The organism is Flavobacterium sp., from assembly GCF_027484705.1.
GTDB lineage: Bacteria > Bacteroidota > Bacteroidia > Flavobacteriales > Flavobacteriaceae > Flavobacterium.
On sequence record NZ_JAIXSL010000023.1, the window covers coordinates 33,657 to 59,433 of the forward strand.

At 42.4% G+C, this 25,777-nt stretch carries 16 protein-coding genes; 11 read left to right on the forward strand and 5 right to left on the reverse strand.

Annotated elements, in window-relative coordinates:
* Window position 1: 1 nt before the first annotated feature.
* From Q0058_RS13475 to Q0058_RS13515, 9 genes are all read left to right on the forward strand, one after another.
* Window positions 2–427: a DUF2452 domain-containing protein gene (locus Q0058_RS13475; protein WP_298224813.1), complete on the forward strand. Its 426-nt coding sequence runs from the start codon at window positions 2–4 to the stop codon at window positions 425–427.
* Between the two features lie 10 nt (window positions 428–437).
* A complete protein-coding gene (locus tag Q0058_RS13480) occupies window positions 438–1,082 on the forward strand; it encodes a flavin reductase (protein WP_298224815.1) in 645 nt (214 codons plus the stop codon).
* The gene (locus Q0058_RS13485; RefSeq protein WP_298224817.1) at window positions 1,079–2,575 is read left to right on the forward strand and encodes a deoxyribodipyrimidine photo-lyase; all 1,497 of its coding nucleotides are present in this window, start codon (window positions 1,079–1,081) and stop codon (window positions 2,573–2,575) included. The genes Q0058_RS13480 and Q0058_RS13485 overlap by 4 nt, the downstream gene beginning before the upstream one ends.
* Window positions 2,575–3,309: a DUF2071 domain-containing protein gene (locus Q0058_RS13490; RefSeq protein ID WP_298224819.1), complete on the forward strand. Its 735-nt coding sequence runs from the start codon at window positions 2,575–2,577 to the stop codon at window positions 3,307–3,309. The genes Q0058_RS13485 and Q0058_RS13490 overlap by 1 nt, the downstream gene beginning before the upstream one ends.
* A complete protein-coding gene (locus Q0058_RS13495; protein ID WP_298224843.1) occupies window positions 3,305–3,445 on the forward strand; it encodes a DUF2256 domain-containing protein in 141 nt (46 codons plus the stop codon). Before Q0058_RS13490 ends, Q0058_RS13495 begins: the two co-directional genes overlap by 5 nt.
* Window positions 3,438–4,973, forward strand: coding sequence for a cryptochrome/photolyase family protein (locus Q0058_RS13500; RefSeq protein WP_298224821.1), 1,536 nt, complete (start codon window positions 3,438–3,440; stop codon window positions 4,971–4,973). Before Q0058_RS13495 ends, Q0058_RS13500 begins: the two co-directional genes overlap by 8 nt.
* 62 nt (window positions 4,974–5,035) lie before the next feature.
* Entirely contained in the window at window positions 5,036–6,325 is a 1,290-nt protein-coding gene (locus tag Q0058_RS13505) for a DASH family cryptochrome (protein ID WP_298224823.1), read from the forward strand.
* Window positions 6,326–6,335: 10 nt separating this feature from the next.
* On the forward strand, window positions 6,336–7,790 hold the full coding sequence (locus Q0058_RS13510; RefSeq protein WP_298224825.1) for an SDR family oxidoreductase: 1,455 nt from the start codon (window positions 6,336–6,338) through the stop codon (window positions 7,788–7,790).
* A gap of 109 nt (window positions 7,791–7,899) precedes the next feature.
* Window positions 7,900–9,069 carry a proline dehydrogenase family protein gene (locus Q0058_RS13515; protein WP_298224827.1) on the forward strand — a complete coding sequence of 390 codons (1,170 nt, stop codon included), beginning with the start codon at window positions 7,900–7,902 and terminating at the stop codon, window positions 9,067–9,069.
* Window positions 9,070–9,128: 59 nt separating this feature from the next.
* Here Q0058_RS13515 and Q0058_RS13520 read toward each other — a convergent pair whose 3' ends face one another.
* Window positions 9,129–9,989 (reverse strand): alpha/beta hydrolase-fold protein, encoded by an 861-nt coding sequence (locus tag Q0058_RS13520; RefSeq protein ID WP_298224829.1) that lies wholly within the window; start codon window positions 9,987–9,989, stop codon window positions 9,129–9,131.
* Window positions 9,990–10,156: 167 nt separating this feature from the next.
* Between Q0058_RS13520 and Q0058_RS13525 the strand changes: the two genes are divergently transcribed.
* Window positions 10,157–10,603 carry a hypothetical protein gene (locus Q0058_RS13525; protein ID WP_298224831.1) on the forward strand — a complete coding sequence of 149 codons (447 nt, stop codon included), beginning with the start codon at window positions 10,157–10,159 and terminating at the stop codon, window positions 10,601–10,603.
* 21 nt (window positions 10,604–10,624) lie between these two features.
* Window positions 10,625–17,563 carry a T9SS type B sorting domain-containing protein gene (locus Q0058_RS13530; protein ID WP_298224833.1) on the forward strand — a complete coding sequence of 2,313 codons (6,939 nt, stop codon included), beginning with the start codon at window positions 10,625–10,627 and terminating at the stop codon, window positions 17,561–17,563.
* A 19-nt stretch (window positions 17,564–17,582) separates the two neighbouring features.
* On the opposite strand, the gene Q0058_RS13535 is transcribed toward Q0058_RS13530, so the two are convergent.
* The 4 genes from Q0058_RS13535 to Q0058_RS13550 all read right to left on the reverse strand — a co-directional run.
* Complete coding sequence (locus tag Q0058_RS13535) at window positions 17,583–19,367, reverse strand: ABC transporter transmembrane domain-containing protein (protein ID WP_298224835.1); 1,785 nt, start codon at window positions 19,365–19,367, stop codon at window positions 17,583–17,585.
* Between the two features lie 123 nt (window positions 19,368–19,490).
* Window positions 19,491–23,273 carry a reprolysin-like metallopeptidase gene (locus tag Q0058_RS13540; RefSeq protein ID WP_298224837.1) on the reverse strand — a complete coding sequence of 1,261 codons (3,783 nt, stop codon included), beginning with the start codon at window positions 23,271–23,273 and terminating at the stop codon, window positions 19,491–19,493.
* A gap of 207 nt (window positions 23,274–23,480) precedes the next feature.
* On the reverse strand, window positions 23,481–25,346 hold the full coding sequence (locus Q0058_RS13545; RefSeq protein ID WP_298224839.1) for an OmpA family protein: 1,866 nt from the start codon (window positions 25,344–25,346) through the stop codon (window positions 23,481–23,483).
* Between the two features lie 20 nt (window positions 25,347–25,366).
* A partial coding sequence (locus Q0058_RS13550; RefSeq protein ID WP_298224841.1) for a PorP/SprF family type IX secretion system membrane protein occupies window positions 25,367–25,777 on the reverse strand: 411 nt, incomplete at its 5' end.

Sequence of the window (25,777 nt, forward strand, 5' to 3'; positions counted from 1 at the left end):
CATGGAAAAAGAAAAACCAGACAACGTAGTTTTCTCAGACGAAAATGGGTACAATGCGAGTTTGTTGCCTTACGCTTCAAACGTTGGTGCGCCGGTAATTAAGGTTGATGATGTGGTCGCTTGGAAAAGCCGCGGCATCCACAACGTCAATAAGGAATTTGAAAATAAGTTCAACGAACTCAAAACGCAATACCAAAACCTGATGCAGGAATACGAGTGGAACGAACTCGTCTACAACGCCAAATTCTCGTTCGAACCTGTGATTGGTGAGATTTATCACCTATATATTGGTGACGATGGCATTCATTTTTTATCGCTGATTGCGCCAAACGAATGGAACAAAGAACACGTCGGAACTTTCAAACTCAACAGCGATAAGAAATGGGTTTTGCTTCAGCCAAAAGATTTTTTTACGCCAAATTTTTAAGTTTGCAATCATGCAGCAACATATATCTTTAGAAACGATTCTGGCCATGGAAAAACAAAGACGTGTGCACTTCATAAACAGTTTAGGCGGTTTCAAAAGCGTTTCATTAGTCGGTACCGTCGATCAATCGGGCAATGAAAACCTTGGCATTTTCAGTTCGATCATTCACATCGGAGCCAATCCGCCTTTAATCGCGCTGTTGTTTCGACCAAGCCCACCGGAACGTGACACTTTGAGAAACATTTTAGAAACAGGCTTTTATACGATCAATCACATCAACGAAAAAATTTTTAAGCAAGCGCATCAGACTTCTGCACGATATGATGCCGCAGTTTCAGAATTTGATGTTACGGATTTGAAAAGCGAATACAAAGACGGTTTTTTCGCACCGTTTGTTTTGAAAAGCAATGTCCAGCTCGGCATTGAATTCAAGGAAAAAATCGACATTGCAATCAACAATACGACAATGGTTATTGGTGAAATTAATCATGTCTACTATCCCGAAAATTGTTTGGGTGAAGATGGTTTTCTCGACCTCGAAAAAGCCAACACAATCACTTGTTCCGGATTAGACAGTTACCACAAAACCGTTCAACTCGACCGATTAAGTTACGCCAAACCTGATAAGGATTTAATTTCATTGCTTCAAAATTGAGTAAAAAAGCCATCAATATTGTTTGGTTCAAGCGTGATTTGCGTTTCACAGATCACGAGCCTTTATGGATGGCGCAGCACGAAAATATCCCAACCCTTTTGCTTTACTTTTTTGAACCTTCGGTGATGGCTTATGAGGATTCCGATGTGCGTCATTGGCGATTTGTTTATGAATCCGTGCTCGAAATGCAGCCAAAATTGAATACGATAGGAGGAAAGTTGCATTTTTTTCACAACGAAGTGCAGACCGTTTTTGAAACCATTACTGCCATTTACGATGTAAAAACCGATTTCTCCCATCAGGAAATTGGCAATAAAATTACTTTCGACCGCGATATTGCGATGCAAAAATATTTTTCTGAGCATTCGATTTTGTGGAAAGAATCCCAAATGCACGGCGTCATCCGCAAGTTGAAATCAAGAAAAGACTGGGACAAACGCTGGGAAAAAGTCATGCGCGATATTCCCAAAATGATTGACCTTAATACGTTGAAAATCGAAAATCTGGAAGCTGAAATTTACGATAATCTAAAAGGTGAAGCGTTGTATGAGGAAATCACAACGCCGAACAAAAACTTTCAGAAGGGCGGCGAATATTGGGCTTGGCGGTATTTAGACAGTTTCGTTAAAGAACGTTATGCGAATTACAGCAAACACATTTCAAAACCTGGTTTGAGCCGGAAAGGCTGTAGTCGGTTGTCGCCCTATTTGGCTTACGGCAACATCAGTATGCGCATGGTTTATCAATATACGAATCAGCATTATGAAAGCGCTACGAACAAACGTGCGCTGCTCAATTTTGTGTCAAGACTGCATTGGCATTGTCATTTTATGCAAAAGTTCGAAGACGAATGCCGCATGGAATTTGAAAACGTCAACCGAGCTTACGACGCTTTGATCAAACCTAAAAATGAAGTTTACATCAAAGCCTGGCAGGAAGGAAAAACCGGTGTTCCCATTATCGATGCCTGCATGCGATGCGTTGTAGCTACGGGTTATCTCAATTTTAGAATGCGAGCGATGGTGGTTTCGTTTTTCACGTTCAATTTGTGGCAGGATTGGCGCGAGCTGCATTTTTTGGCGCGACAGTTTTTAGATTACGAACCCGGTATTCATTATCCGCAATTGCAGATGCAGTCGGGAACCACCGGAATCAATACGATTCGCATTTACAATCCTATTAAGAATTCAGAAGAACACGATCCCGAAGGAATTTTCATCAAACAATGGCTTCCGGAATTGGCCGAAGTTCCTATATCATTCATCCACGAACCCTGGAAACTGAATCCTATCGAACAGCAATTTTACCATTGCGAAATCGGCAAAGATTATCCCGAACCTATCGTCAATATTGAAGCAACCCGAAAGTATGCGAGCGATATCGTTTGGGGTTTTAGGAAAAACGACGCGGTCAAAGAAGAAGGAAAACGCATTTTAAACAAGCATGTAAGTGCGCCGAAAAGGATAAAAAAAACAAAAAACAAAACGCAATAATGGCTACTTTTTTAAAAGCAAACTGGGAACACATCATCATGGCCAATTACGAAATTGACCCTGAAATTTTGCTGCCATTCCTTCCCAAAGGCGTGACGCTTGATTTGTATCAAGGCAAAGCTTATGTCAGTCTCGTTGGTTTTATGTTCAGGAAAACGAAAATATTCTCGATTCCGATTCCAATCTTGGGCACTTTTGAAGAAATCAACCTTCGTTTTTATGTGCAACGCAAAGAAGGCGATACGATCAAACGCGGCGTGGTGTTTATCAATGAAACGATTCCATACCGCATCGTTGCCTGGATGGCGAACAAGTTATACAAAGAGCATTACACAGTCGTTCCCACCAAACACTTTATTGGAGAACTCGAAGGAAAACGTCAGATCAGATTTGAATGGTTGCTGCACCAGAAATGGAACCGGATTTTAGTAGAAACCAGTGCGGAAAGTAATACCATGCCAGCGGCTTCTTTCGAGGAATTCATCTACGAACATTATTACGGTTACACCAAAATAGACGACCAAACTACTGAAGAATACCAACTTCGTCATCCGAGCTGGAAAGTTTACGAGGTTTTAAATGAAGATATCCGTTGCGATTTTTCAGCGATGTATGGGGAAGCTTTTTCAGTTTTGAACCATACCAAACCGACGGCGATTTTTGTCGCGGAAGGATCGTCAGTCGAAGTAGAGTGGAAGCGAACCCGATTAGACTTCACCCATGAAAGGCATTAAAAAACAACACTTGCCTTCAAAAATTTGCAAGGTCTGCGAACGCCCGTTTTCGTGGAGAAAAAAATGGGAGAAAGTCTGGAATGACGTGCAATATTGCAGTGACAAATGCAGAGCAAACAAAACAAAAAATGGCTAAAACTTTAAGATTAATTCTCGGCGATCAGCTCAACAGCAAGCATTCTTGGTTTCAAACGGTTGACGTCAATGTCGTCTATGTGCTTATGGAAATCCGCTCTGAAACCGATTACGCCACGCACCACATTCAGAAAGTCGTTGGTTTTTTTGCTTCAATGCGGGCTTTCGCCGCCACTTTATCTTCGCAAGGGCATCAGGTCGTTTATTTGAAATTATCCGATGAAGGCAACCTGCAATCGTTTGACAAAAATCTGCGAGTGATCATCAATCAGTACAATATCAGCCATTTTGAATATCAATTTCCAGATGAATATCGGTTAGATCAGTTGTTGAAGCAATTTAGCGCAACACTAGCTATTTCAAACGCGGCAGTAGATTCGGAGCATTTTTATACGACAAGAAACGAACTTGCTAATTTTTTTCATGGCAAAAAAACGTTCCTCATGGAAAGCTTTTACCGGGCGATGCGCAAAAAACACCACGTGCTCATGGACGGAGACTTACCACTACAAGGACAATGGAATTTCGATCAAGACAACCGAAAAAAATTACCCAAAAACCATAAACCTATTGCGCCGTTAGTATTTGATAATGATGTCAGGGAAGTTTATGATGAAATTTCAAAAACCGATATCAAAACCATCGGAACCCTCAATGCACAACAATTTGTTTGGCCCATCAACAGGTCACAATCATTGGCCTTACTCGATTTTTTCCTCGCCGAATGCCTGCCTTTGTTTGGCTCCTATCAGGATGCGATGACGCCCAACGAATGGTCGCTGTATCATTCGCGGCTTTCGTTTGCGATGAATCTTAAAATGATAGCGCCACAGGAAGTCATCGATGCGGCGGTTCAGCAGTGGGAAAAGCAGCCCGATAAAATCGGATTTCACCAACTCGAGGGTTTTGTGCGGCAAATCATCGGCTGGCGGGAATACATGCGCGGGATTTACTGGATGAAAATGCCGGAGTACGAAACACTTAATTTTTTCGGACATAGCGAAACGTTACCCGATTGGTACTGGACCGGAAATACCAAAATGAATTGTCTCAAAGATGCCATTGGGCAATCGTTGCAGTTTGCCTATGCGCACCACATTCAGCGGTTGATGGTCACAGGAAATTTTGCGCTTTTGGCGGGTATCGATCCTGATGAAGTTGATGCTTGGTATTTGGGCATTTACATCGATGCGATCCAATGGGTCGAAATCACGAACACGCGCGGCATGAGCCAATTTGCCGATGGCGGTATTGTAGGCACGAAACCGTATGTGAGTTCTGCGGCTTACATTGATAAAATGAGCCATTATTGCGGCAGTTGCTTTTACAAAAAAAACATTAAAACAGGAGATAAAGCCTGTCCTTTCAATAGTTTGTACTGGAATTTCTACGACCGACATGAAGCGAAACTGTCCCAAAATCCAAGAATCGGAATGATGTATAACGTCTGGAGGCGCATGAAAGCTGAAGATAAAGCGGCTTTGTTAGAACAAGCGGATTTTTATCTAAAGAACATCAATACGCTTTGAAATTGCGGTTTGTAAAGAAATAGAATAATAGATTCAGCATATCCAATAATAAATAGCAACCCATGAAAACAGCTTTAGTTTGGTTTAAAACCGATTTGCGATTAGAAGATAATGAAACCCTGGTCAAAGCGCTTTCGCAAAGCAGCCAGTTGGTTCCGGTGTATTGTTTTGATGATTCCCATTTTGAAACCACGCATTTCGGATTTCAGAAAACCGGTAGTTTCAGGACACAATTTATTATGGAATCATTGCGCGATCTCGATGAAAGTCTCAGATTGTTGGGTTCCGGTTTGATTGTAGTGAAAGGCAAACCCGAAATCGAAATCCCGAAAATCGTAAAACAGTATAAAGTCCAGAAAGTGTTCGCCAAACGCGAAGTGGCCATCGAGGAAAAAAAGACGGAACAACTCGTGCAGCAGGAACTTTTTAAATTGCGGTGCGAGTTCGAAACTTTCAGCACGAGTACTTTATACCATGCCGAAGATTTGCCTTTTTCGATCAAAGACATTCCTGATGTGTTTACGACGTTCAGAAAGAAAACCGAGAAAGACGCCGGAGTACGGGATGTTTTCCCTAAACCGTTACGCATCAATTCGCCTGAAATTCCGGTATTGCAATTACCTGATTTATCAGATTTGGGATTGATTCCGCAAACTATCGACAACCGCGCAGCCATTGCTTTCAAAGGTGGTGCGACGGAAGCCTTAAAACGGTTGCAATATTACTTCTATGAAACCCAATCGATTTCAAAATATAAGGAAACCAGAAACGGATTGATAGGAGCAGATTATTCTTCTAAATTTTCGGCCTGGCTCGCTTTGGGCTGTATTTCACCACGGTATATTTATCATGAATTGAAACAATACGAATCGCAATTTGGCGCCAACGAATCAACGTATTGGTTGGTTTTTGAATTGTTGTGGCGCGACTTTTTCAGGTTCATGTTCAAGAAACACCAGACGAAACTGTTCCAGCCTTCAGGCATTACTAACGCAAAAAAGTTGTCGAAATCAATCAGTGAAAAATTATTGCAGGATTGGGTCAACGGTACTACAGGAATTGATTTTGTCGATGCCAACATGCGCGAACTTAAACTCACGGGTTTTATTAGCAATCGCGGCCGTCAGAATGTAGCCAGTTATTTATGCAACGATCTCAAACTCGACTGGCGTTATGGCGCTGCTTATTTTGAGCAACAACTAATCGATTACGATGTTTGCAGCAATTGGGGCAATTGGGCTTACATCGCAGGCGTGGGCAATGATCCGCGTGAAAACCGCTATTTCAATATTGAAAAGCAGGCGCAGGATTACGATAAAAATAAAGCTTATAGAAATTTGTGGTTGACTTAAATGAAATATTATGAAAGTACTACTCACAGGAGCCAACGGTTATGTAGGACGAAGATTATTGCCCGAATTGTTGGCGCAAGGTCACGAGGTGGTTTGTTGCGTGCGCGATGCCGGAAGGTTGGGGTTGGATGCTTACAAGTTGGGCTTAGTCTCGATTTGGGAAGTTGATTTTCTCGATGATGTTCGGTTTGAACATTGCCCAAAAGATATTGATATAGCTTATTTTTTAATCCATTCGATGTCGAGTTCCACTAGTGATTTTGATACTATGGAAACCCAAACAGCGCTGAATTTTAATCGCTATTCCGCTTATATGAAGATCAGGCAAGTCATTTATTTGAGCGGTATCGTCAATGATCCGAAGCTTTCCAAGCACATGTTATCGAGAAACAATGTCGAGAAGATACTGTATGCTGGTCAACCCAATCTCACGGTTTTAAAGGCCGGAATTATTGTAGGTTCGGGAAGTTCTTCGTTTGAAATCATCAGGGATTTATGCGAAAAACTTCCGGTGATGGTTACCCCGAAATGGGTGCTCACCAAAACACAGCCGATTGCCATTCGAGACGTAATTCAGTATTTGATAGGCGTGCAAAACAGAGCAGATTGCTTCAATGAATCGTTTGATATCGGAGGGCCGAACATCATCACTTACAAGCAAATGATGCAGTTGTATGCCAAGACACGCGGCATCAAATTGGCCATTCTTACCGTTCCGATTATGACGCCGAAATTGTCTTCGTATTGGCTCTATTTCGTGACATCAACTTCCTATAAACTAGCGATGAATTTGGTCGATAGTATGAAAGTAGAAGTCGTATGCAAAGACAATCGCCTCCAGAAAATGTTGGGCATTAAACCGATTTCGTATGTTGATGCGATTACTTTGGCTTTCGAAAAAATCGAGCAAAACCTCGTGATTTCGAGTTGGAAAGATAGTTTGGTCAGCAGCAGGATTAAGAAAAATCTATCGCATTATATTCAGGTGCCCAATTTTGGATGTTTGAAAGACAGTAAAAAAATAAAAATCGACAATGTCAATCAGGTGCTGGAGAATATCTGGGCGATTGGCGGCGACCGAGGCTGGTATTACGGCAACTGGATGTGGCAATTGCGCGGCTTCATAGACAAACTCTTTGGCGGTGTTGGCCTGCGAAGGGGAAGAACGAGTCCGGATCATCTCGATAATGGTGATGCGTTAGATTTTTGGCGTGTCCTTTTGGCCGATAAAGAAAACAGGCGTTTGCTGCTTTTTGCCGAAATGCGGGTTCCCGGCGAAGCTTGGTTAGAATTTCGAATCGATGAAGACGATGTTTTACACCAGATAGCAACATTCAGGCCCCGAGGCATTTTCGGCAGGTTGTATTGGTACAGTATGTTACCGTTTCATTTTTTTATTTTCAACGGAATGATTAAAAATATTGCCCAAACCCGTTCGGAAGCATTCATTTCTAATGGATTATAAATAAAAACCTTGTTTAAGGGTTTAAAAATCACAATATCGCAAAAAAACTATAGATTTTTTAAATATTATTTTTTCGAAACTCGTTATATTTGTTCATCAAACTACTCCCATGGAAAAAATTTTCAACGATACGCAAGTCGCCTTTTCTTTAAAAAGTGATACCGAATTAGACCGCGCTTATTTCCTGTTCAAATTGATCGATAGTCAGCCGTTAGTCCGCATTGGGACTGCCGTTACGAATTTCGCCATCAAAGCGCATTTGCCCGTTGAAGGTTTAATCCGCGCTACGGTTTTCGATCATTTCTGTGGCGGAGTCAATGAAAATGACTGTTTGTCGGTCGTTGATAAAATGTTTACCAAAGGCGTTTCGTCCGTTTTGGATTATTCAGTCGAAGGCAAAGAAGAGGAAGCCCAATTCGATGCTGCGTTGGAAATGACGTTGAAAACAATCGAATTCGCCAAAGAAAAAAAAGCGATTCCATTTGCCGTATTCAAACCTACAGGTTTCGGACGTCTGGATTTGTATGAAAAACTGGGTGCCAAAGAACCGTTGACGGCCAGTGAACAAAGCGAATGGGATAAAGTCGTCGAGCGTTTTGATACCGTTTGCAAAGAAGCGCACCAGAAAGATGTAGCGTTATTAATTGATGCTGAAGAAAGCTGGATGCAGGATGCCGCCGATGATTTGGTGACAGAAATGATGCGTAAATACAACAAAGAAAAAGCGATTGTGTTCAACACTTTGCAAATGTACCGTTGGGATCGTTTGGATTACCTTGAAAAACTACACGAACAAGCCAAAGCGGAAGGTTTTTACATCGGTATGAAACTCGTGCGAGGCGCCTACATGGAAAAAGAAAATACGCGCGCTGAAGAAAAAGGTTATCCGTCACCGATTTGCGTTTCGAAGGAAGCGACCGACATCAACTACGACGCTTCGGTGCATTATATGATCGAACATTTAGATTCGATGGCGATTTTTGCCGGAACACATAACGAAGAAAGTTCCTATAAACTCATGGAACTGATGCATCAAAAAGGCATTCAGAAAAATGATCCGCGCGTTTGGTTCGGCCAATTGTACGGTATGAGCGATAACATCAGCTATAATCTGGCTTCGAATGGTTATAACGTGGCGAAATATTTGCCGTTTGGGCCGGTGCGCGATGTTATGCCTTACTTAATCCGACGCGCTGAAGAGAACACTTCGGTTGCCGGACAAACCAGCCGCGAATTGACTTTGATCAAAACGGAACGCGACAGAAGAAAAGGAAAGTAATCGAACGTAGATTCCACGAATTTATCGGGTTTTCACGGATTGAATAGGTGAAATCCGAGTTAATTTTTCTTCGGATACAACAACCTGAATGCATTGAAAAGCGCCGGATGCGATGAAGTCGCGTGGTCTTCCTCAGGCATATAATCAAAATAGACTTTGACGTTTTTGTTTTTGGATTGTTTGAGTTTGTCGGCTAAAATGTTGGCTTCGATTTCCATCACATGCGGATTTTTTGCAGGTGCCAGACCTTCTTTTCCTACACCAATATAGATTGCTGTTTTTTGTTTGAAATTTTCATTTAGAATTTCAGGATTTTGCTTTAGAATCGAGCCGTCATTCCACCACAAACTTGGGCTGATGATGATGTAAGTGTCAAACAATGTTGGTTTTTCAAACAAAATTTCTGTTGCGAGCAAACCGCCTAAAGATTGCCCGATGATCATTTTTGAATGATTGGCTTTATAATTTTTTTGTATGAAAGGCTGTAATTCCTGAGCCATGAAATCGATGAATTTTTGCGAGCCGCCAACCGTTGGGTGTCGTTTTTTATCTTCCTCAATCGAAGTCGGAAACGTGAAATCCCGCCGGCGATCGGTATTGGCAATTCCCACGACAATCGATTTTGGAATGCGGTTGATCCACGAAAAAGTATTGTATTGCACCAATCCAACCGTATGGATGAAATCTTCGTCAGCACCGCCATCTAGCAAATAAATCACAGGATATTTTATAGTGTCATTTTGATTGTAACCTTCAGGAAGATAGATGTTCAGGATTCTTTTTTCAGAAAGTATATTGGATTGTAATTCTTCAATAACGCCTAATTCGAAAGGTTTTGCTGTCGTTTTTTCAATTCTTTTTTTGGTTTGTGAAAAAACAAAGCCGGGAGTCATCAGTAGGAATAATAGGATGGTTTTCATTTTAGTTTTATTACCAATTGCGATGTGAAAATTACTAATTTTTCTGGAATTCTTTGCTTTCCAGTACTTACCGTTTTTTAATATATCTTAATTTAACATTTTACATCACATTATTTTGTCAGATTTTTTGTTAAATATTTATATTTGTCTCAAAATAAAATGTAAAAATGAAAAATATTATTTGTATTGTGACAATCTTATTGCTTTTCTGTGGATTCAGTTCTTTTGGATTACAAGAAAATGCTTCCATGGCTTTACAACTACAACAACCACATTATTCCAAAGCTCAAATTGATGCTTTCATTCGCGAAGTATATCAAGACCAGGCTGATGCTATGTTTTTTAATTCGAAGTCCGGTCGGTTGGAAATGGTCACCGATTTTCTTAACAGAATTGAATATGTCAAGGGTTCCAAGTATGGCAAAAAAGATATTCCATTGCTTTCTAGCTTGAAATTGATCAATAAATACAATCCCAACCTCAAAAGAGATGTTGTTTTTGATCCGAAATCGTTCAATCCGTTGAAGTACAATTTTACAATGACTGCAAAATCAAAAATTTTAGTTAGGGTAGATGGCTCTGAATATGTTATAGCTATTCAGCCTGTGCCATAGCACTTCCAATTAAGTAAAAAAATGAGGGGAAAATTATTTTTACTGCTTTTATTTTTTGTTTCTCTTACGGCATATTCGCAGACTTATACGATGCAGAATGGTATTTTTTCGACTTGTACGGGAACATTCTATGATTCTGGTGGTACGGCAGCTAATTATGGACCTAACGAAAATTACCAAATTACTTTTTGTCCTGCAACGCCGGGAACTTACATACAACTTCAATTTACCTCCTTCAATGTGGAAGGCGAACCCCGCGATTTTTTAAAAATCTACAGCGGCACAGGAACCACAGGTCCGCTGTTGGGAACTTATGGAGATTTTTCTCCGGTAGGTTGTTCAGACGGGATTTTATCCAGCGATCCGTCGGGTTGCATCACGATTACTTTTGTATCTGACGGTAGCGTACAAGACACCGGATGGGCAGCTACCATTTCATGCAGTCCTACCCCTAATACGATTCTAGCACCAACCAATGCAGTATGTCCGGGAGCCAAACCTTTTTGCGCCGATGCTGGCGGTTCGATAGAATTTCCGAATCTCAGCAGTTGCGATAATGTGCCCGATGCTCCTACAGTTATTACCAATAACACTTGTTTAGATACCGCACCCAATCCGGCTTGGTATTATTTATCTGTTGCTATTCCCGGAAGATTGGAATTAGAAATTTCGCAGACAACCGGTGCAGGGGGGACCGGAGCTGGGCTCGATGTTGATTTTGCCATTTGGGGTCCTTTCCCCAACCAAAGTTCGGCTTGTGCTAATTTTACGTTGGGCGATTGCATCGACGATCACGATTGTAGTGGAAATGTTATCGATTGTAGTTATAAAATTGATCCCATTGAATACGCTGTAATACCTAATGCATTAGTAGGTGAAATTTATATGGTATTAATCACTAACTATGACGGTGATGCAGGTTTTATTTCGATGACTCAAACCAATGCAGGGTTACCCGGAGCTGGTGCTACCGATTGTTCTATTGTTTGTCCGGTGGGTGCCGGAACTAATCCTACTTGCGGCAGCTCGAATAATGGGAAGATTACCATTTCAGGTCTTACTCCTTTGACTTTGTATCAGGTTTCCTATGCTGATGATGGTGTACCTGTAGCGTCGCCTGCAACAAGTAATGCGGCGGGCCAGATCATCATCACCGGACTTGACGCAGGAAATTATACCAATATCTTGACGAATTATACAGGTTGCACCACCACACCATCCAATGTGGTTTTGACTTCTGCAACGCCACCTGTGCTTACCGGAATCACGGCTACAACGCCTATTTGTTATGGCAGTAATGCCGTTTATACGATTACAGGAACCCCAAATGCCGTAGTAACTTACCATATCAATAGTGGCGCAAATCAAACGGTGATGCTAAACGCTACGGGCAGTGCCACTGTTACCGTCAATGCCATTACCGTTGATACTACACTAACTACCACAGTAATTAGCTTGTCCGGTTGCAATACGGCATTGTCTGACATTGAAACGGTTGTCGTTACTCCATTGCCGTCGATAACGCTCAATTCTCCAGTCGCAAACACCAATCAGACTTTGTGTATCAATTCCGTGATAACGCCCATTGCTTACACGGTAGCCAATGCCACTAATGCCAGTGTAACAGGTTTGCCGACTGGTGTTTCGGGAACATTCAATGCGGGAGCTTATACTTTAAGCGGAACGCCGACACAAGGCGGTACTTTCAATTATACTGTTTCGACCGTTGGAGGTTGTACGCCAGCAGTCACTTTATCCGGAGTGCTCAAAGTTACTTTATTGCCAACGGCCACGATTAGTTATGCAGGAACACCTTTTTGTAGATCTTTAAATACTTTGCAATCGGTTACATTAACAGGAACCAATGCATACACCGGCGGAACTTTCAGTGCTTTGCCAGCAGGACTTTCCATAAGCGCCATTAGTGGAAACATCAACCCAAGCGCAAGTACAGCAGGAACTTATACGGTCACTTATCTGGTTCCGGCCAGCGGAGGATGTACTACAGTTACAGCTACTACTACGGTAGTAATCACTGCCGTTCCGACAGCAATCATCAGTTATACAGGATCGCCTTTTTGTACTACATTAACAGCGCCGCAAAATGTTACTCTAACAGGAACTAACGCTTATACAGGAGGTTCATTCAGCGCTACACCGGCAGGACTTTCAATTAATTCCTTAACAGGAGCGTTTGTACCAAGCGGAAGTTTGGCAGGAACCTACACGATTTCATATTTAGTGCCGGCCAGTAGCGGATGCTCAACGGTTACCACAACGACTACTGTGAAAATTACTGCGCTTCCTACTGCGTCGATTAGTTATGCAGGTACACCATTTTGTAAATCCATTGCTACATCTCAATCAGTGGCTTTGACAGGAACCGATGCATACACCGGAGGAACTTTCAGTGCTTTGCCGGCAGGACTTTCTATAAACGCAAGTAGTGGAGTAATTAATCCTAGCGCGAGCACAGCTGGAACGTACACAGTAACTTATCTGGTTCCGGCCAGTAGCGGATGTGCGGCTGTTCCCGTAACAACCAACTTAAAAATTACAAGTGTTCCTACAGCTTCTATCAGTTATACAGGATCGCCTTTTTGTAAATCCTCAACCACAGCACAACCAGTTACTTTAACAGGAAACAATGCTTATACCGGAGGTTCTTTCAGTGCTTCACCGGGTGGGCTTTCAATCAATTCAGGCACCGGAGCGATTGTACCTAGCGGAACTCTAGCAGGTACGTATACAGTTACTTACACATTTCCAGCGGTTGGCGGATGTCCGGGCAATCAGGCAACTACATCAGTTACGATTACTAATGTTCCTACCGCTTCAATCAGTTATGCAGGGACGCCATTTTGTAAATCTTTGACTGCAGCCCAATCAGTTACTTTAATAGGAACGAATGCCTACACCGGAGGAACTTTCAGTGCTTTGCCAGCAGGACTTTCTATAAACGCAAGTAGTGGAGTAATTAATCCTAGCGCGAGCACAGCTGGAACGTACACAGTAACTTATCTGGTTCCGGCCACTGGTGGCTGTTCGACGGTTTCAGCTACTGCTACGGTGGTTATTACTGCTGTTCCGACGGCTACGATTAGTTATGCGGGTACGCCATTTTGTTCAACATTAACATCGTCACAAACTGTTGCTTTAACAGGAACTAACGCTTATACAGGTGGTGTTTTTAGTGCGACTCCGGCAGGGCTTTCGATCAATTCGGGTACCGGAGCGATTGTGCCCAGTGGAAGTTTAGCAGGCACGTATACAGTCACCTATACATTTCCAGCCGTCGGTGGATGCGCAGGCAATCAGGCAACTACATCAGTTATGATTACTAATCTTCCTACCGCAAACATTAGTTATTCAGGCACGCCATTTTGTAAATCTTTGACTGCAGCCCAATCAGTTACTTTAATAGGAACGAATGCCTACACCGGAGGAACTTTCAGTGCTTTGCCGGCAGGACTTTCTATAAACGCAAGTAGTGGAGTAATTAATCCTAGCGCGAGCACAGCTGGAACGTACGCCGTCACTTATCTGGTTCCGGCCACTGGTGGCTGTTCGACGGTTTCAGCTACTGCTACGGTGGTGATTACTGCTGTTCCAACGGCCGCGATTAGTTATGCGGGTACGCCTTTTTGTTCAACATTAACATCGTCACAAACTGTTGCTTTAACAGGAACCAACGCTTACACAGGCGGTGTTTTTAGCGCAACTCCAGCAGGACTTTCGATCAATTCGGGAACCGGAGCGATTGTTCCAAGTGGAAGTTTAGCAGGAACATATACAGTTACTTACACATTTCCAGCGATTGGTGGATGTGCAGGGAATCAGGCTACGACATCCGTTACGATTACCAATCTTCCTACTGCTTCGATCAGTTATGTAGGAACACCATTTTGTAAATCCTTAACTACAGCCCAATCAGTTACTTTAACAGGAACGAATGCATATACAGGCGGAACTTTCAGCGCTTTGCCAACAGGACTTTCCATAAACGCAAGTAGTGGAGCAATTAATCCCAGCGCAAGTACAGCAGGAACTTACGCCGTCACTTATCTGGTTCCGGCCAGCAGTGGCTGTTCGACGGTTTCAGCTACTGCTACGGTGGTTATTACTGCTGTTCCAACGGCTACGATTAGTTATGCGGGTACGCCTTTTTGTTCAACATTAACATCGTCACAAATTGTTGCTTTAACAGGAACCAACGCTTACACAGGCGGTATTTTTAGTGCGACTCCGGCGGGCCTTTCGATCAATGCTTCTTCGGGTGCGATTGTACCAAGTTTGAGTGTAGCAGGAACTTACACCGTTACTTATTTAGTTGCTGCCAGCGCTGGCTGTTCAACATTTTCAACATCTACCAATGTAACGATTACGACCCTTCCAACGGCAACGATCAGTTATGCAGGAACGCCTTTCTGTTCTACTTTAACATCGTCACAAGCTGTTACTTTGACGGGAACCAATGCTTATACCGGAGGTGCTTTTAGTGCAACACCCGCGGGGCTTTCGATTAGTGCTTCAACCGGAAACATCGTTCCGAGCGGAAGTTTGGCCGGAAACTATACCGTTACTTATCTGGCTCCTTCTAATGGTGGATGTCCGTCAGTTCCAGCCACCACAACGGTGAGAGTTGCAGATTTACCTACCGCTGCCATCAGTTATTCCGGCACTCCATTTTGTAAATCTTTAACGACTGCACAATCCGTTACTTTAACAGGGACGAATGCCTACACAGGAGGTTCTTTCAGCGCGACTCCGGGTGGACTTTCCATCAATTCGGGTACTGGTGTTATTGTGCCGAGCGGAAGTCTTGGCGGTGTTTATAACGTTGCTTATACTTTCCCTGCACTTGGAGGTTGCTCAGGCGGACAAGTCAGCACAACTATTATCATAACGAATGTTCCGACTGCTTCAATCAGTTATGCAGGAACACCATTTTGTAAATCACTAACTACCGCTCAACCAGTGACTTTAACAGGAACCAGTGCTTACACAGGAGGAACCTACAGCGCCACACCAACAGGACTTTCAATCAATGTGAATACGGGAGCCATTATTCCTGATACGAGTACAGCAGGAACTTATACGATCACTTATCTCGTTCCGGCCAGCGGTGGATGTGCGACAGTTTCAACATCGACTACGGTAATCATTACAGCAGTTCCAACGGCTTCAATCAGTTATTCAGGTACGCCATTTTGTAAATCACTAACGACAGGACAATCGGTTGCTTTGACAGGAACCAATGCTTACGTCGGAGGTGTTTTCAGCGCCACGCCTGCAGGACTTTCTATAAATGCTACCAATGGAGCAATCAATCCAAGTGCGAGTATAGCAGGAACTTACACGGCTACTTATTTGATCCCGGCAAGTGGCGGATGTGCTGCAATTCCGGTTACCAATACAGTAATCATTACTGCAGTCCCAACAGCTTCCATCAGTTATGCAGGCACGCCATTTTGTAAATCACTTACTACAGGTCAATCGGTGACTTTGACAGGAACAAGTGCTTATACCGGAGGAATCTACAGCGCCGAGCCTACTGGACTTTCAATCAATGTGAATACGGGAGCCATAATACCCGATACCAGTGTAGCAGGAACTTATACCGTTACTTATCTCGTTCCGGCGAGTGCAGGTTGTTCGACGGTACCGACCAATACGACAGTAAAAATCACCGCAATTCCTACAGCAGCAATCAGCTATACTGGTGATCCTTTTTGTGCCACCTTAACATCAGCACAGATTGTGAATCTGTCAGGAACAAATGCTTATACTGGAGGTTTATTTAGTGCTTTACCATCAGGGCTTTCAATCAATTCGACCACAGGTGCCATCATTCCGAGTAATAGCGTGGCAGCAACTTATTCGGTCACTTATACGATTCCGGCGGGCGGCGGTTGTGCTTCAACGACAACTTTAACACCAGTGACGATTAAACCGACACCTGTAGTTACGGCTTCTAATACAAGCGTAGTATTGTGTTCAGGAGATACGACAGCCATCACTTTAAACAGTTCGGTTGCGGGTACAACCTTTTCATGGACAGCAGCGCAAGTGAATGTAGTAGGCATACAAGACGGAACAGGAAATACGATTGCACAGACCTTAACCACTGCAGGACATCGCGTTGGAAACGGCATGTATACCGTAACACCGACAGCCAATAGTTGTATCGGAAATCCAATAAACATACTTGTAAAAGTCAATCCTTTGCCAGTTCCGGAGCTTTATGATGGGGTGATTTGCATCAACCAGAATACCAACCTGGTGTCAAGACTTTACAGATTAGACACTGGCTTGGACGCAAGTTATTCCTTTGTCTGGACGTTAGATAATACACTACTTCCGACTGCTGACGCTCCTTTTTATGATGCGGATCAGATTGGTACTTATGAAGTGGTCGCTACCAATATCAGCACGGGTTGCGTTTCATTTCCGGTTTCTGCTCAGGTTACCGCTACTTTAGCGGCGCAGGCGATGGTGACTTCAGGCTATGAAGCTTTCACGGAAACACCAATGGTCGTGGTGACTGTTTTTGGTTCGGGCGATTATCTTTATCAATTAGATCGCGGGCCAGTTCAGTCTTCGAACGTATTTTATGATGTCAGTTTAGGCGAACATACCGTTACCGTTACCGATCCCGATGGTTGTACGAATTTGATTGAAATTGTCAATGTGATTGGCTATCCGCATTATTTTACCCCGAACGACGACGGCTATCATGATACTTGGAATATCGACGGTTTGCCAGAAGATCATCCGGGTGTGATTTACATTTATGACCGTTATGGGAAATTGATCAAACAAATCAGCACCTTAGGAACAGGTTGGGACGGAACTTACAACGAAAACCGCTTACCCTCAACAGATTATTGGTTTACGATCGATTATTTTGAGAAAAACCAAATGAAACAATTCCGCTCACACTTCAGTTTAAAACGCTAGACTTTGACTTAAAAAATCCTTAAGAATTGCTAAACTGCAAATTGCTGAGGTTTTTATACAAACCGTTTTCCAATGCGAGTAATTCCTGATGCGTGCCTTGTTCGGTGATTTTTCCATCATCGAGTACTAGAATCTGATCGGCGGTTCTGATCGTAGACAAACGGTGGGCGATGATGATGCTCGTTCTTCCTTCCATTAAGATTTCTAAAGCTTCCTGCACGAGTTTTTCGCTTTCGCTGTCGAGTGAAGAAGTGGCTTCGTCGAGAATCAGAATACTTGGGTTTTTCAACAAAGCCCGAGCAATAGCAATACGTTGGCGTTGTCCGCCCGAAAGTTTGATGCCGCGTTCGCCGACCACCGTTTCCATTTTTTCGGGAAATCCTTCGATGAAATTGAGCGCATTGGCTTGTCTGGCAGCAGTCATGATTTCCGCATCGGTCGCATCGGGTTTTCCGTAAGCGATGTTTTCCTTGATCGTGCCTCCAAAAAGAATCACATCCTGCGGCACGATACTCATATTGCCCCGTAAGGTTTCGAGATTGTAGTCGTAGATGTTTTTTCCGTCGATTTCGATGCTTCCACCTTCGATGTCATAAAAGCGAAGCAGAAGTGAAGCTATGGTCGATTTCCCAACGCCGCTTGGCCCGACAATCGCTATTTTTTGTCCGAAACTGGCGGTGAACGTTACGTCTTTCAATACTTTGATTTCTTTTCTTGTCGGATAACTGAAGGCTACATTTTGGAACGTCACGTTGCCTTTTATTTTTTCATGCACCAAGGCTTCTTCGCTGTTGATTTTTTCGGGTGTTTCCTCGAGCAATTCAAAAACGCGTTCCGTGGCGCCAATCGCTTTCTGGATTTGCGCATACAATTCGGCAATACCACCAAAAGAAGCGCCTACAAAAGTGGAATACAAGACAAAGGAAATCAGTTGCCCGACGCTCATTTCGCCCGTGATGCTGAGTTTCACGCCATACCAAACCACAGAAACAATCGATCCGAACAAGCAGAAAATAATGAAAGAAGCAAAATAGCCACGGTATTGTCCGCCTTTGATCGCGAGTTTCACGACGTCTTTGATTTTACCGTTGTAGCGTGCGATTTCGTACCATTCATTCGCAAAAGCTTTCACGATACTGATGCCTTGCATGGTTTCCTCTACAATCACTTGGCTTTCGGCGACCTGATCCTGTACTTTTTTGGAATAACGGCGAATGAACCGTCCAAATACCACAGCAGCAACTGCAACCAAAGGCACTACGGAAAGCATTAATAATGTTAGTTTGAAACTTTCACTTGCGAGTAAAATTACACCGCCGATGATTAAGATGAATTGCCTTAAAAATTCCGCGATGGTTGAAGTCAGCGTATCCTGAATTTGTGTAATGTCAGAACTGATGCGGCTGTTGAGTTCTCCGACGCGTTTTTGAGAAAAGAATGACATCGGTAATTTGACCAAGTTGCTGTATAATTTCAGACGCAGATTTGCTAAAGTGTTTTCGGTGAAATTGACGAACAACGACAACCTGAAAAAAGAGAAAAAGGATTGCAAAAATAAAATGGCTACCAAGCCTAGCGCGATGTTATTGGCCATTATCGTGTCTTTGTTTTTGACACAATCGACGAGCATTCCCATGAGTTTCGGAAAAGCCAAAGCCGTTCCGCCAGTCAGCAAAAGAAACACCAAACCGACATAGAATTTCCAACGATGATTGCCGGCAAACTGAAAAATCAGGGTTGCTTTTTGTAGTGAAGTCGCTGTGATTTTTGCTTTAGGCAAATCGTTTTCCTTGAATCGCGCCATAATTTTGTATTTGACCTCAAATGTATACTATCTCTTTTTAGGCAACAAATAGGCAAGGTGCAATTCGAGAAGAATTAACATAAGATTATAAAACAACGAATCATTCCTTTTCCTAACCCTAGATTATGGATGGTTGGAATACACAGAATTTTCGATATTGATGAAAAAGTCGTCCGTGTCGGAATTGTCTATAGCGCCGTCTCCGTTGAGATCTGTGGTCAAGTATCCAAAGGAAGAATTCTCAATGTCGATAAATAAATCCGTAGAATCAGAATTATCGACAACTTCATCCTGATTAATATCGCCGTTGTAAAATCCCCAGACGTTTGGCTCCAGCTGACGCATGTTGGAAGCATAAGCTTTGGACGAAACATTGGTGAAATCGTAACTTGCCGCAACGGCACCCAAAGTCACAGGAGCATTGCTCCAGGTTTGTATGGCACTTCGGTGTTTCACAGCAATATAAAATGATCCGGAAGGGGAAGTAGGAAACGAACAGACTACAGTTCCATCGGTATGCAAAGTGGCGTTTGCTGTGGCTACCAATGCATAAGTCACCGCATTTCTCAATTCCACGCTAATAGTGTCAACGTCGGTAGCGTTTGCTCCGATTCCCTGATTCATCTTGACCGGTCTCATGGCATGAACGGAATTGTCATAAAAACCCTCGATGAATAATTTAAGATTCAATGTTGTTTCCGTTGATGGTGCAACCAGAACCACGGTGTAATCCTCTACTTGTCCGTAAGAATAAGTTTCACATGCAGTAGGAATACCATTGTATTTTAAGGATACACGCATTCTTGTTGTTCCAATGGTCGCCGTTGATGGAATTGTAAAGGTGCCACTAATTGGTGTTGAAGTTGTGGCTGCTCTGGTGAAAATTGTTTCCCCACTATCAATAAAATCTCCATCTCGATTGTAGTCTATAAATACGGCATAACCTTCAGGATAAACAGTACCTGTCCATGTTGGTGTGATCGTAATAGTCTGTGCAGTTCCTACGACTAAACTTGTAGAGATGTTGGTAAAATCTGTATATCCCGAACCTCCAGTGGATGTATTGTTGATCGTTCCTAATGTTACATTCCCGATTAATTCATCGGTGACACTATTTCCTTGAGAAGTACAATAAGTAAATTCGCCTGTTGTAATGGAAACTACATTACTTGAAACGGAAACATTTCCAGAGGCGTCTTTTGCTTTTACTGAAAAGGAATACGGAGTTAGTGGTGTTAATCCCGTCACATTAAATGTTGTAGCTGCAGTGGTACCGATTAGTGTAGCACCGCGATATACATCGTAAGCAGAAACACCAATATTGTCTGTAGCACCAGACCACGAAAGCACGGTTGACGTAGACGCGGTTGAAGATGCAGTTAATGTCGGTGGTGTTGGGGGCGTCACATCAGGCGCTTGTGTGGTAACATTTACAACATTGCTGTTCGAAGAGGCATTTCCAGCGGCATCTTTTGCTCTTACATAAAAAGTGTATGATGTTGCGGCAGACAATCCATTCACCAAATAAGATGTTGTGGTTGTATTGGCTAAAAACACTCCGTTTTTGTACACGTCATAACTCACAACTGCAACATTATCTGTAGCGGCTGTCCAAGAAAGAAAAGTAGAATTAATACCTGTCAAACTGTTGCTCAAGACAGGTGCTGAAGGCGGCGTGGTGTCGACCGAAAGGGTGGTCACGCTCACGGAATTGCTATTAATAGAAAGATTTCCATCGGCGTCACTTGCTTTCACTGTAAAAGAGTAAGCAGTTGCGACACTCAAGCCAGTTACGGTAAAAGTATTACTGGTTGTCGTGCCTATGAGTACGGCATTTCTAAAAATGGAATAACTGGTGATTGCAATGTTATCTGTTGCTCCAGACCAACTCAGTACCGTTGAACTTGAAGTAGTGTTAGAAGCGACAAGAGTAGGAGGTGTCGGAGCGGTAGTGTCTGCAGTTCCGGCGGTAATGGTAAAGTTAGTATTAGATACATCATAAAAAATATGATTAGAACCCGCAATCATAATACGATTGGTAGTGCCCGGAGCATTAGGAATAGTAACCGATTGACTACCATCATTCGGAGTTCCTGCAACTAAAGTTATAGGAAAAGTAAGTCCACCATTGGTTGATAAAAGGATGTCTACATTGGCGCAATTAATTCCGTTTGCAGTAGTTCCGGCCACATCCCATGTGATTGTTTGCGACACATTTCCAATATAAGACACTGCGGTATTTGGGCTAGTCACTAAAAAAGGGCCCACATTAGCAACAGTAAGCAGCATATCGTCTCTTTTAGTTTGACCACCATTTGGCGTTCTGTTGTCTCTCACTGTTAAAGCAAAATTCATGGTTCGAGCAACTGTTGGTACTACTTCCCAAGTTGGATTTAAAACATTTGCAACCACACTTGCCAAAGGTGGCATGTATCTGTTTGGTGAAGTTGATGGTGCAATAGATCTAAAATTTGGACCCGTTGTGGCCGTTTGCGTGGGTGGTTGCGTACTCGTTTGATTGTTTGTTTGCTCCCAACAATAAGTTAAAGCATCTCCGTTGGGATCAGAACCAGTTCCCTTTAAAATAAAAGCCGTTCCTTTTGGTATGGTATAATCAATTCCTGCATTTGCGAGTGGAGCAGCATTACCATTAGCAGTTGCAACCGCACAAGTTCCTCCAGTTCCGGCAATAAATGCAGACATTTCGGTAATACTTACAGTATGAAAATAAACATCTGAATTGCTTTGAACATTGGGCGCACAAATTCCTGCATAACCCATTATGGTTGAAGCACTTCCTGGTTCTACTGCGGTAGTCGCATTTCGATTACACGCATTGTTTTGTGTATGATTTCCGCCCCACTGGTGACCCATTTCGTGTGCTACATAATCAATATCAAAAGGATCTCCAACGGGCGAACCTTGCCCTGTAATTCCTCTTGCTTTACCACTTCCGCAAGGAGCGTTCAACTGAGCAAGACCTCCGCCTCCAGTACTAACAGTATGACCAATATCATAATTTGCAGAACCGATAGTCGCGTCAATTACAGATTGACTTTGATCAATCAATGTGGTTGAATTCGAATTATCGAAACTATCTGCATCAACAAAAATAATCAAATCATTGTTGGCTACTAAATTCATTCTTAACGACATATCATTTTCAAACACACCATTAACACGTGCCATCGTAATGATCATAGCCGATAAAACTGCCGCTTTTTTTTGCGCTAAAGTTCCGCCTGTTAATCCCGCCGCTGTGATATGAAAAGCTGCATATTCAACAGTACAAGCCATGGCTAAACGATAGGTTCTAAAAAAGCTATCACTTGCTCTGTTTTGAATCGCACCTTCAATCGATTTAACCTCTTTGGAAGAGGAGTCGATAACATCACAATGAAAAGATTTTGTTGGAGTGATATCTTGTCTTTTGTATACAATATATTTGCTTAGATCTTTGGTATAGGTATCAATATAAAAAGTTCCGTTTTCACCCGATAATGACATGACATGTAAACCAAAAACAGTAATACTAAACCGTATGGTTTCAGCAGAATTTTTGGTGTTTTTTCCTATGTATGTCTTTAAATTTGGAAATTTATCTGCTAATCCTTTCTCCATAATAGGAGCTTCATAAATTTTATAATCTTCCAATGCTCCTTTCGGATTTGGAAAAGCAATGATCACATTTGAATTAGTAGCACTAGTATCTAAAGGGGCTTGCAATAAACGCGATTTAAGCAAATCTAAATTTAAAGAATACAATTCATACTTAGATGGCATCGAAGCACGATCCATTTTAGTTAATGATTTTGTGGCTTCTTCAGAAACCTTATTCCATAAAGCATTTTGTCCAAAACTGTTAAAAAAAATAAAAACAAAAAATAGGAGTAATGTATTTTTCATGATGTTAGTTCATTTTATTGGAAGTAAAAATAGATTAATTAACTCAATATCAAAATTTTGGAAAGATAATATTTTTTAAACTTTTGATAGAATGCCTTGAAAATCATTGTAATAATAAACAAATAAACAATAAGCAACAGCATATCAAAGAAAAACCCTACTACTGAATTGATATTTAGTAGTAGGGTAATTGCTATGGAGTGAATCTTATTTTACAATCAAAAACTCAGAACGTCGGTTGGCCGCATGCTGTTCTTCGGTGCAGTTTTCTTTACAATCAATTTTAGGCTCGGTTTCACCCATTCCTTTTCCTGAAATCCTATATTCGGCAATACCTTTGGAAATGACGTATTGCGCTGTAGCTTTGGCTCTTCGGTCGGATAAACTCAGATTGTAGGCATCGCTTCCACGGTTATCGGTATGCGATTTTGCCAAGATAACCAGTTTCTGATTGCTCTTTAAAACCTGCACCAATTTATCCAATTCATTAGCGCCTTCCTGAGTGATGTTGCTTTTGTTGTATTCAAAATAAATCGGGTTCAGGATGATTTCGGTTTCCGTAACAATTACATCTATTGGTTGTAATGCGGCTGTGATGCTGCTCGTTCCACCTTTGCTTTTCGCAACTTCAAACGTATTGCTTTCAAAACCGTCTTTGGCTGCCATAATCGCATACGATTTGTTGCAATCCACTTTGTAACTTACGATTCCTTTGTCGTTCGATTTTTCGGTAGCAATCACATTTTTCTTATCATCAAGAATTGATACGCTGGCATTGGCCAATATCGCTCCGGTTTTGGCGTTGGTTACAGCCGTTACGACATCGACGTTGCAGATGGTGTGCACTTCAAAAATATCATCGTTTCCATTGCGGTTGCTCGATAAGAATCCGATGTTCTGGCTTTTATTGTATGTGAAGGCGAAGTCATCTTTCTCCGTATTGATCGGTTTTCCGAGATTGGTCGCTTCGGTTCCGCTTTTGAGATCGGCCTGAAAAATATCCATGCCGCCCAAGCCTGGTTTCCCGCTTGAAGCATAGTAAAGTGTGGTATTGTCATCAGCGATGAAAGGGAAGCTCTCGTTGCCTTCGGTGTTGACTTTTGCGCCTAAATTTTCAGGTTTTCCGAAAGTTCCGTCAGCATTCACGGCTACTTTCCAAATATCGACACCGCCAAGACTTCCGGGCATGTTGGACGAAAAGTATAGCGTTTTTCCGTCGGTGCTCAAACTTGGGTTGCTCGTAGAATAATCGTTGCTGTTGAAAGGCAATGAAGTCACTTTTCCCCAACCATTTCCTGATTTCGTAGCGGTGAACAAGTTGTTTTTACCCAATTTCAGGTTGTTCTTTTTGTCTTTTTCGAAAGACGATTCGCGGAAACTGTCGCTCGCAAAATAAATCGTATTGCCATCGGCGGTAAGTGTTGCCGGACCGTCATGGTATTTGGAGTTCAGATCTGAGATATTATTGACATTGCCAACGGTTCCGTCAGTATTGAAATCGGCTTGGTATAAATCAAGATAGGGTTCTTTATTCCAACCGTAATCTTTTCTGGAATTGTTTCGTGTACTCGTAAAATAGATCTTGTTGTTGTTCAAAACGGCTCCGAAATCAGATTTGTCGGTATTGAAAGTGCCGGCTTTGACTTCGTACAATTTAGATACATCAAACAGTTTCGGAACGTAATTCGGGTTTTCCTTAAAGGTTTTCGCGCGCTGGTCGTTCGGAACCAGATTCGCAAACTGCTGCATTTGTTTGTTCGCATCTTCGTACTTGCCATTCGCTTTGAGCATTTGCGCATAACGGTAGTAAGTTTCTGCATCCTGTTTGCTCTGCGTAGCCTTGGCATACCATTTTGCGGCCTCGGAGGTATTGAACATATTGAAGTAAGAATCCGCAAGTTGTTTGTAGACATAACCGTCGGCTTTGCCATTGTCAACGAGTTTGAGGTAGGCGTTGGCAGCATTCACATATTCGTATTGGTTGAAATACTGATCGGCTTTTTGGGTGTTGGCATTTTGGGCGAAAAGATTCGTGGTTGCGATGAAAAGCAATGCGATATAAGTTTTTTTCATGTTGGATTGTACTTTATTTTTTAGAAATATCTAGGTGATTGTGATACTTTTTTCGGGAAATTTAAGTCGAATAACAAAATGACCTCGTGCGAAGATGGCGTGGTTACTTTCAGATCTGAGATGATGTGGTCGTAAGCATAACCGATTCTGAGGTTCGGGCTAATGGCATAATTCACCATCGCTCCGAAACTGTCTTCTTTGCGGTACGTAGCACCAATCTCAAACTTCTCATTGAATAAGAAATTCGTCGAGATGTCATAAGACACCGGAGCGCCAAAAGCGGTTTTCACCATAGCGAAAGGTTTGAATTTGACATTGTCCGACAAATCAAAAACGTAACCTCCGGTTAAGAAATAGTGCGAGGTTTCGTTGCCGTATTTATTTCCTTTATAATCCAAATGCGTCGATTTGATCATGTTCGGAACCGAAAA

Excerpts from the sequence above, each read along its gene's own strand:
- Q0058_RS13475 (WP_298224813.1), top strand. The coding sequence starts at position 2 with ATGGAAAAAGAAAAACCAGACAACGTAGTTTTCTCAGACGAAAATGGG.
- Q0058_RS13480 (WP_298224815.1), top strand. The coding sequence starts at position 438 with ATGCAGCAACATATATCTTTAGAAACGATTCTGGCCATGGAAAAACAA.
- Q0058_RS13490 (WP_298224819.1), top strand. The coding sequence starts at position 2,575 with ATGGCTACTTTTTTAAAAGCAAACTGGGAACACATCATCATGGCCAAT.
- Q0058_RS13500 (WP_298224821.1), top strand. The coding sequence starts at position 3,438 with ATGGCTAAAACTTTAAGATTAATTCTCGGCGATCAGCTCAACAGCAAG.
- Q0058_RS13505 (WP_298224823.1), top strand. The coding sequence starts at position 5,036 with ATGAAAACAGCTTTAGTTTGGTTTAAAACCGATTTGCGATTAGAAGAT.
- Q0058_RS13510 (WP_298224825.1), top strand. The coding sequence starts at position 6,336 with ATGAAAGTACTACTCACAGGAGCCAACGGTTATGTAGGACGAAGATTA.
- Q0058_RS13515 (WP_298224827.1), top strand. The coding sequence starts at position 7,900 with ATGGAAAAAATTTTCAACGATACGCAAGTCGCCTTTTCTTTAAAAAGT.
- Q0058_RS13520 (WP_298224829.1), bottom strand. The coding sequence starts at position 9,989 with ATGAAAACCATCCTATTATTCCTACTGATGACTCCCGGCTTTGTTTTT.
- Q0058_RS13525 (WP_298224831.1), top strand. The coding sequence starts at position 10,157 with ATGAAAAATATTATTTGTATTGTGACAATCTTATTGCTTTTCTGTGGA.
- Q0058_RS13530 (WP_298224833.1), top strand. The coding sequence starts at position 10,625 with ATGAGGGGAAAATTATTTTTACTGCTTTTATTTTTTGTTTCTCTTACG.
- Q0058_RS13535 (WP_298224835.1), bottom strand. The coding sequence starts at position 19,367 with ATGGCGCGATTCAAGGAAAACGATTTGCCTAAAGCAAAAATCACAGCG.
- Q0058_RS13540 (WP_298224837.1), bottom strand. The coding sequence starts at position 23,273 with ATGAAAAATACATTACTCCTATTTTTTGTTTTTATTTTTTTTAACAGT.
- Q0058_RS13545 (WP_298224839.1), bottom strand. The coding sequence starts at position 25,346 with ATGAAAAAAACTTATATCGCATTGCTTTTCATCGCAACCACGAATCTT.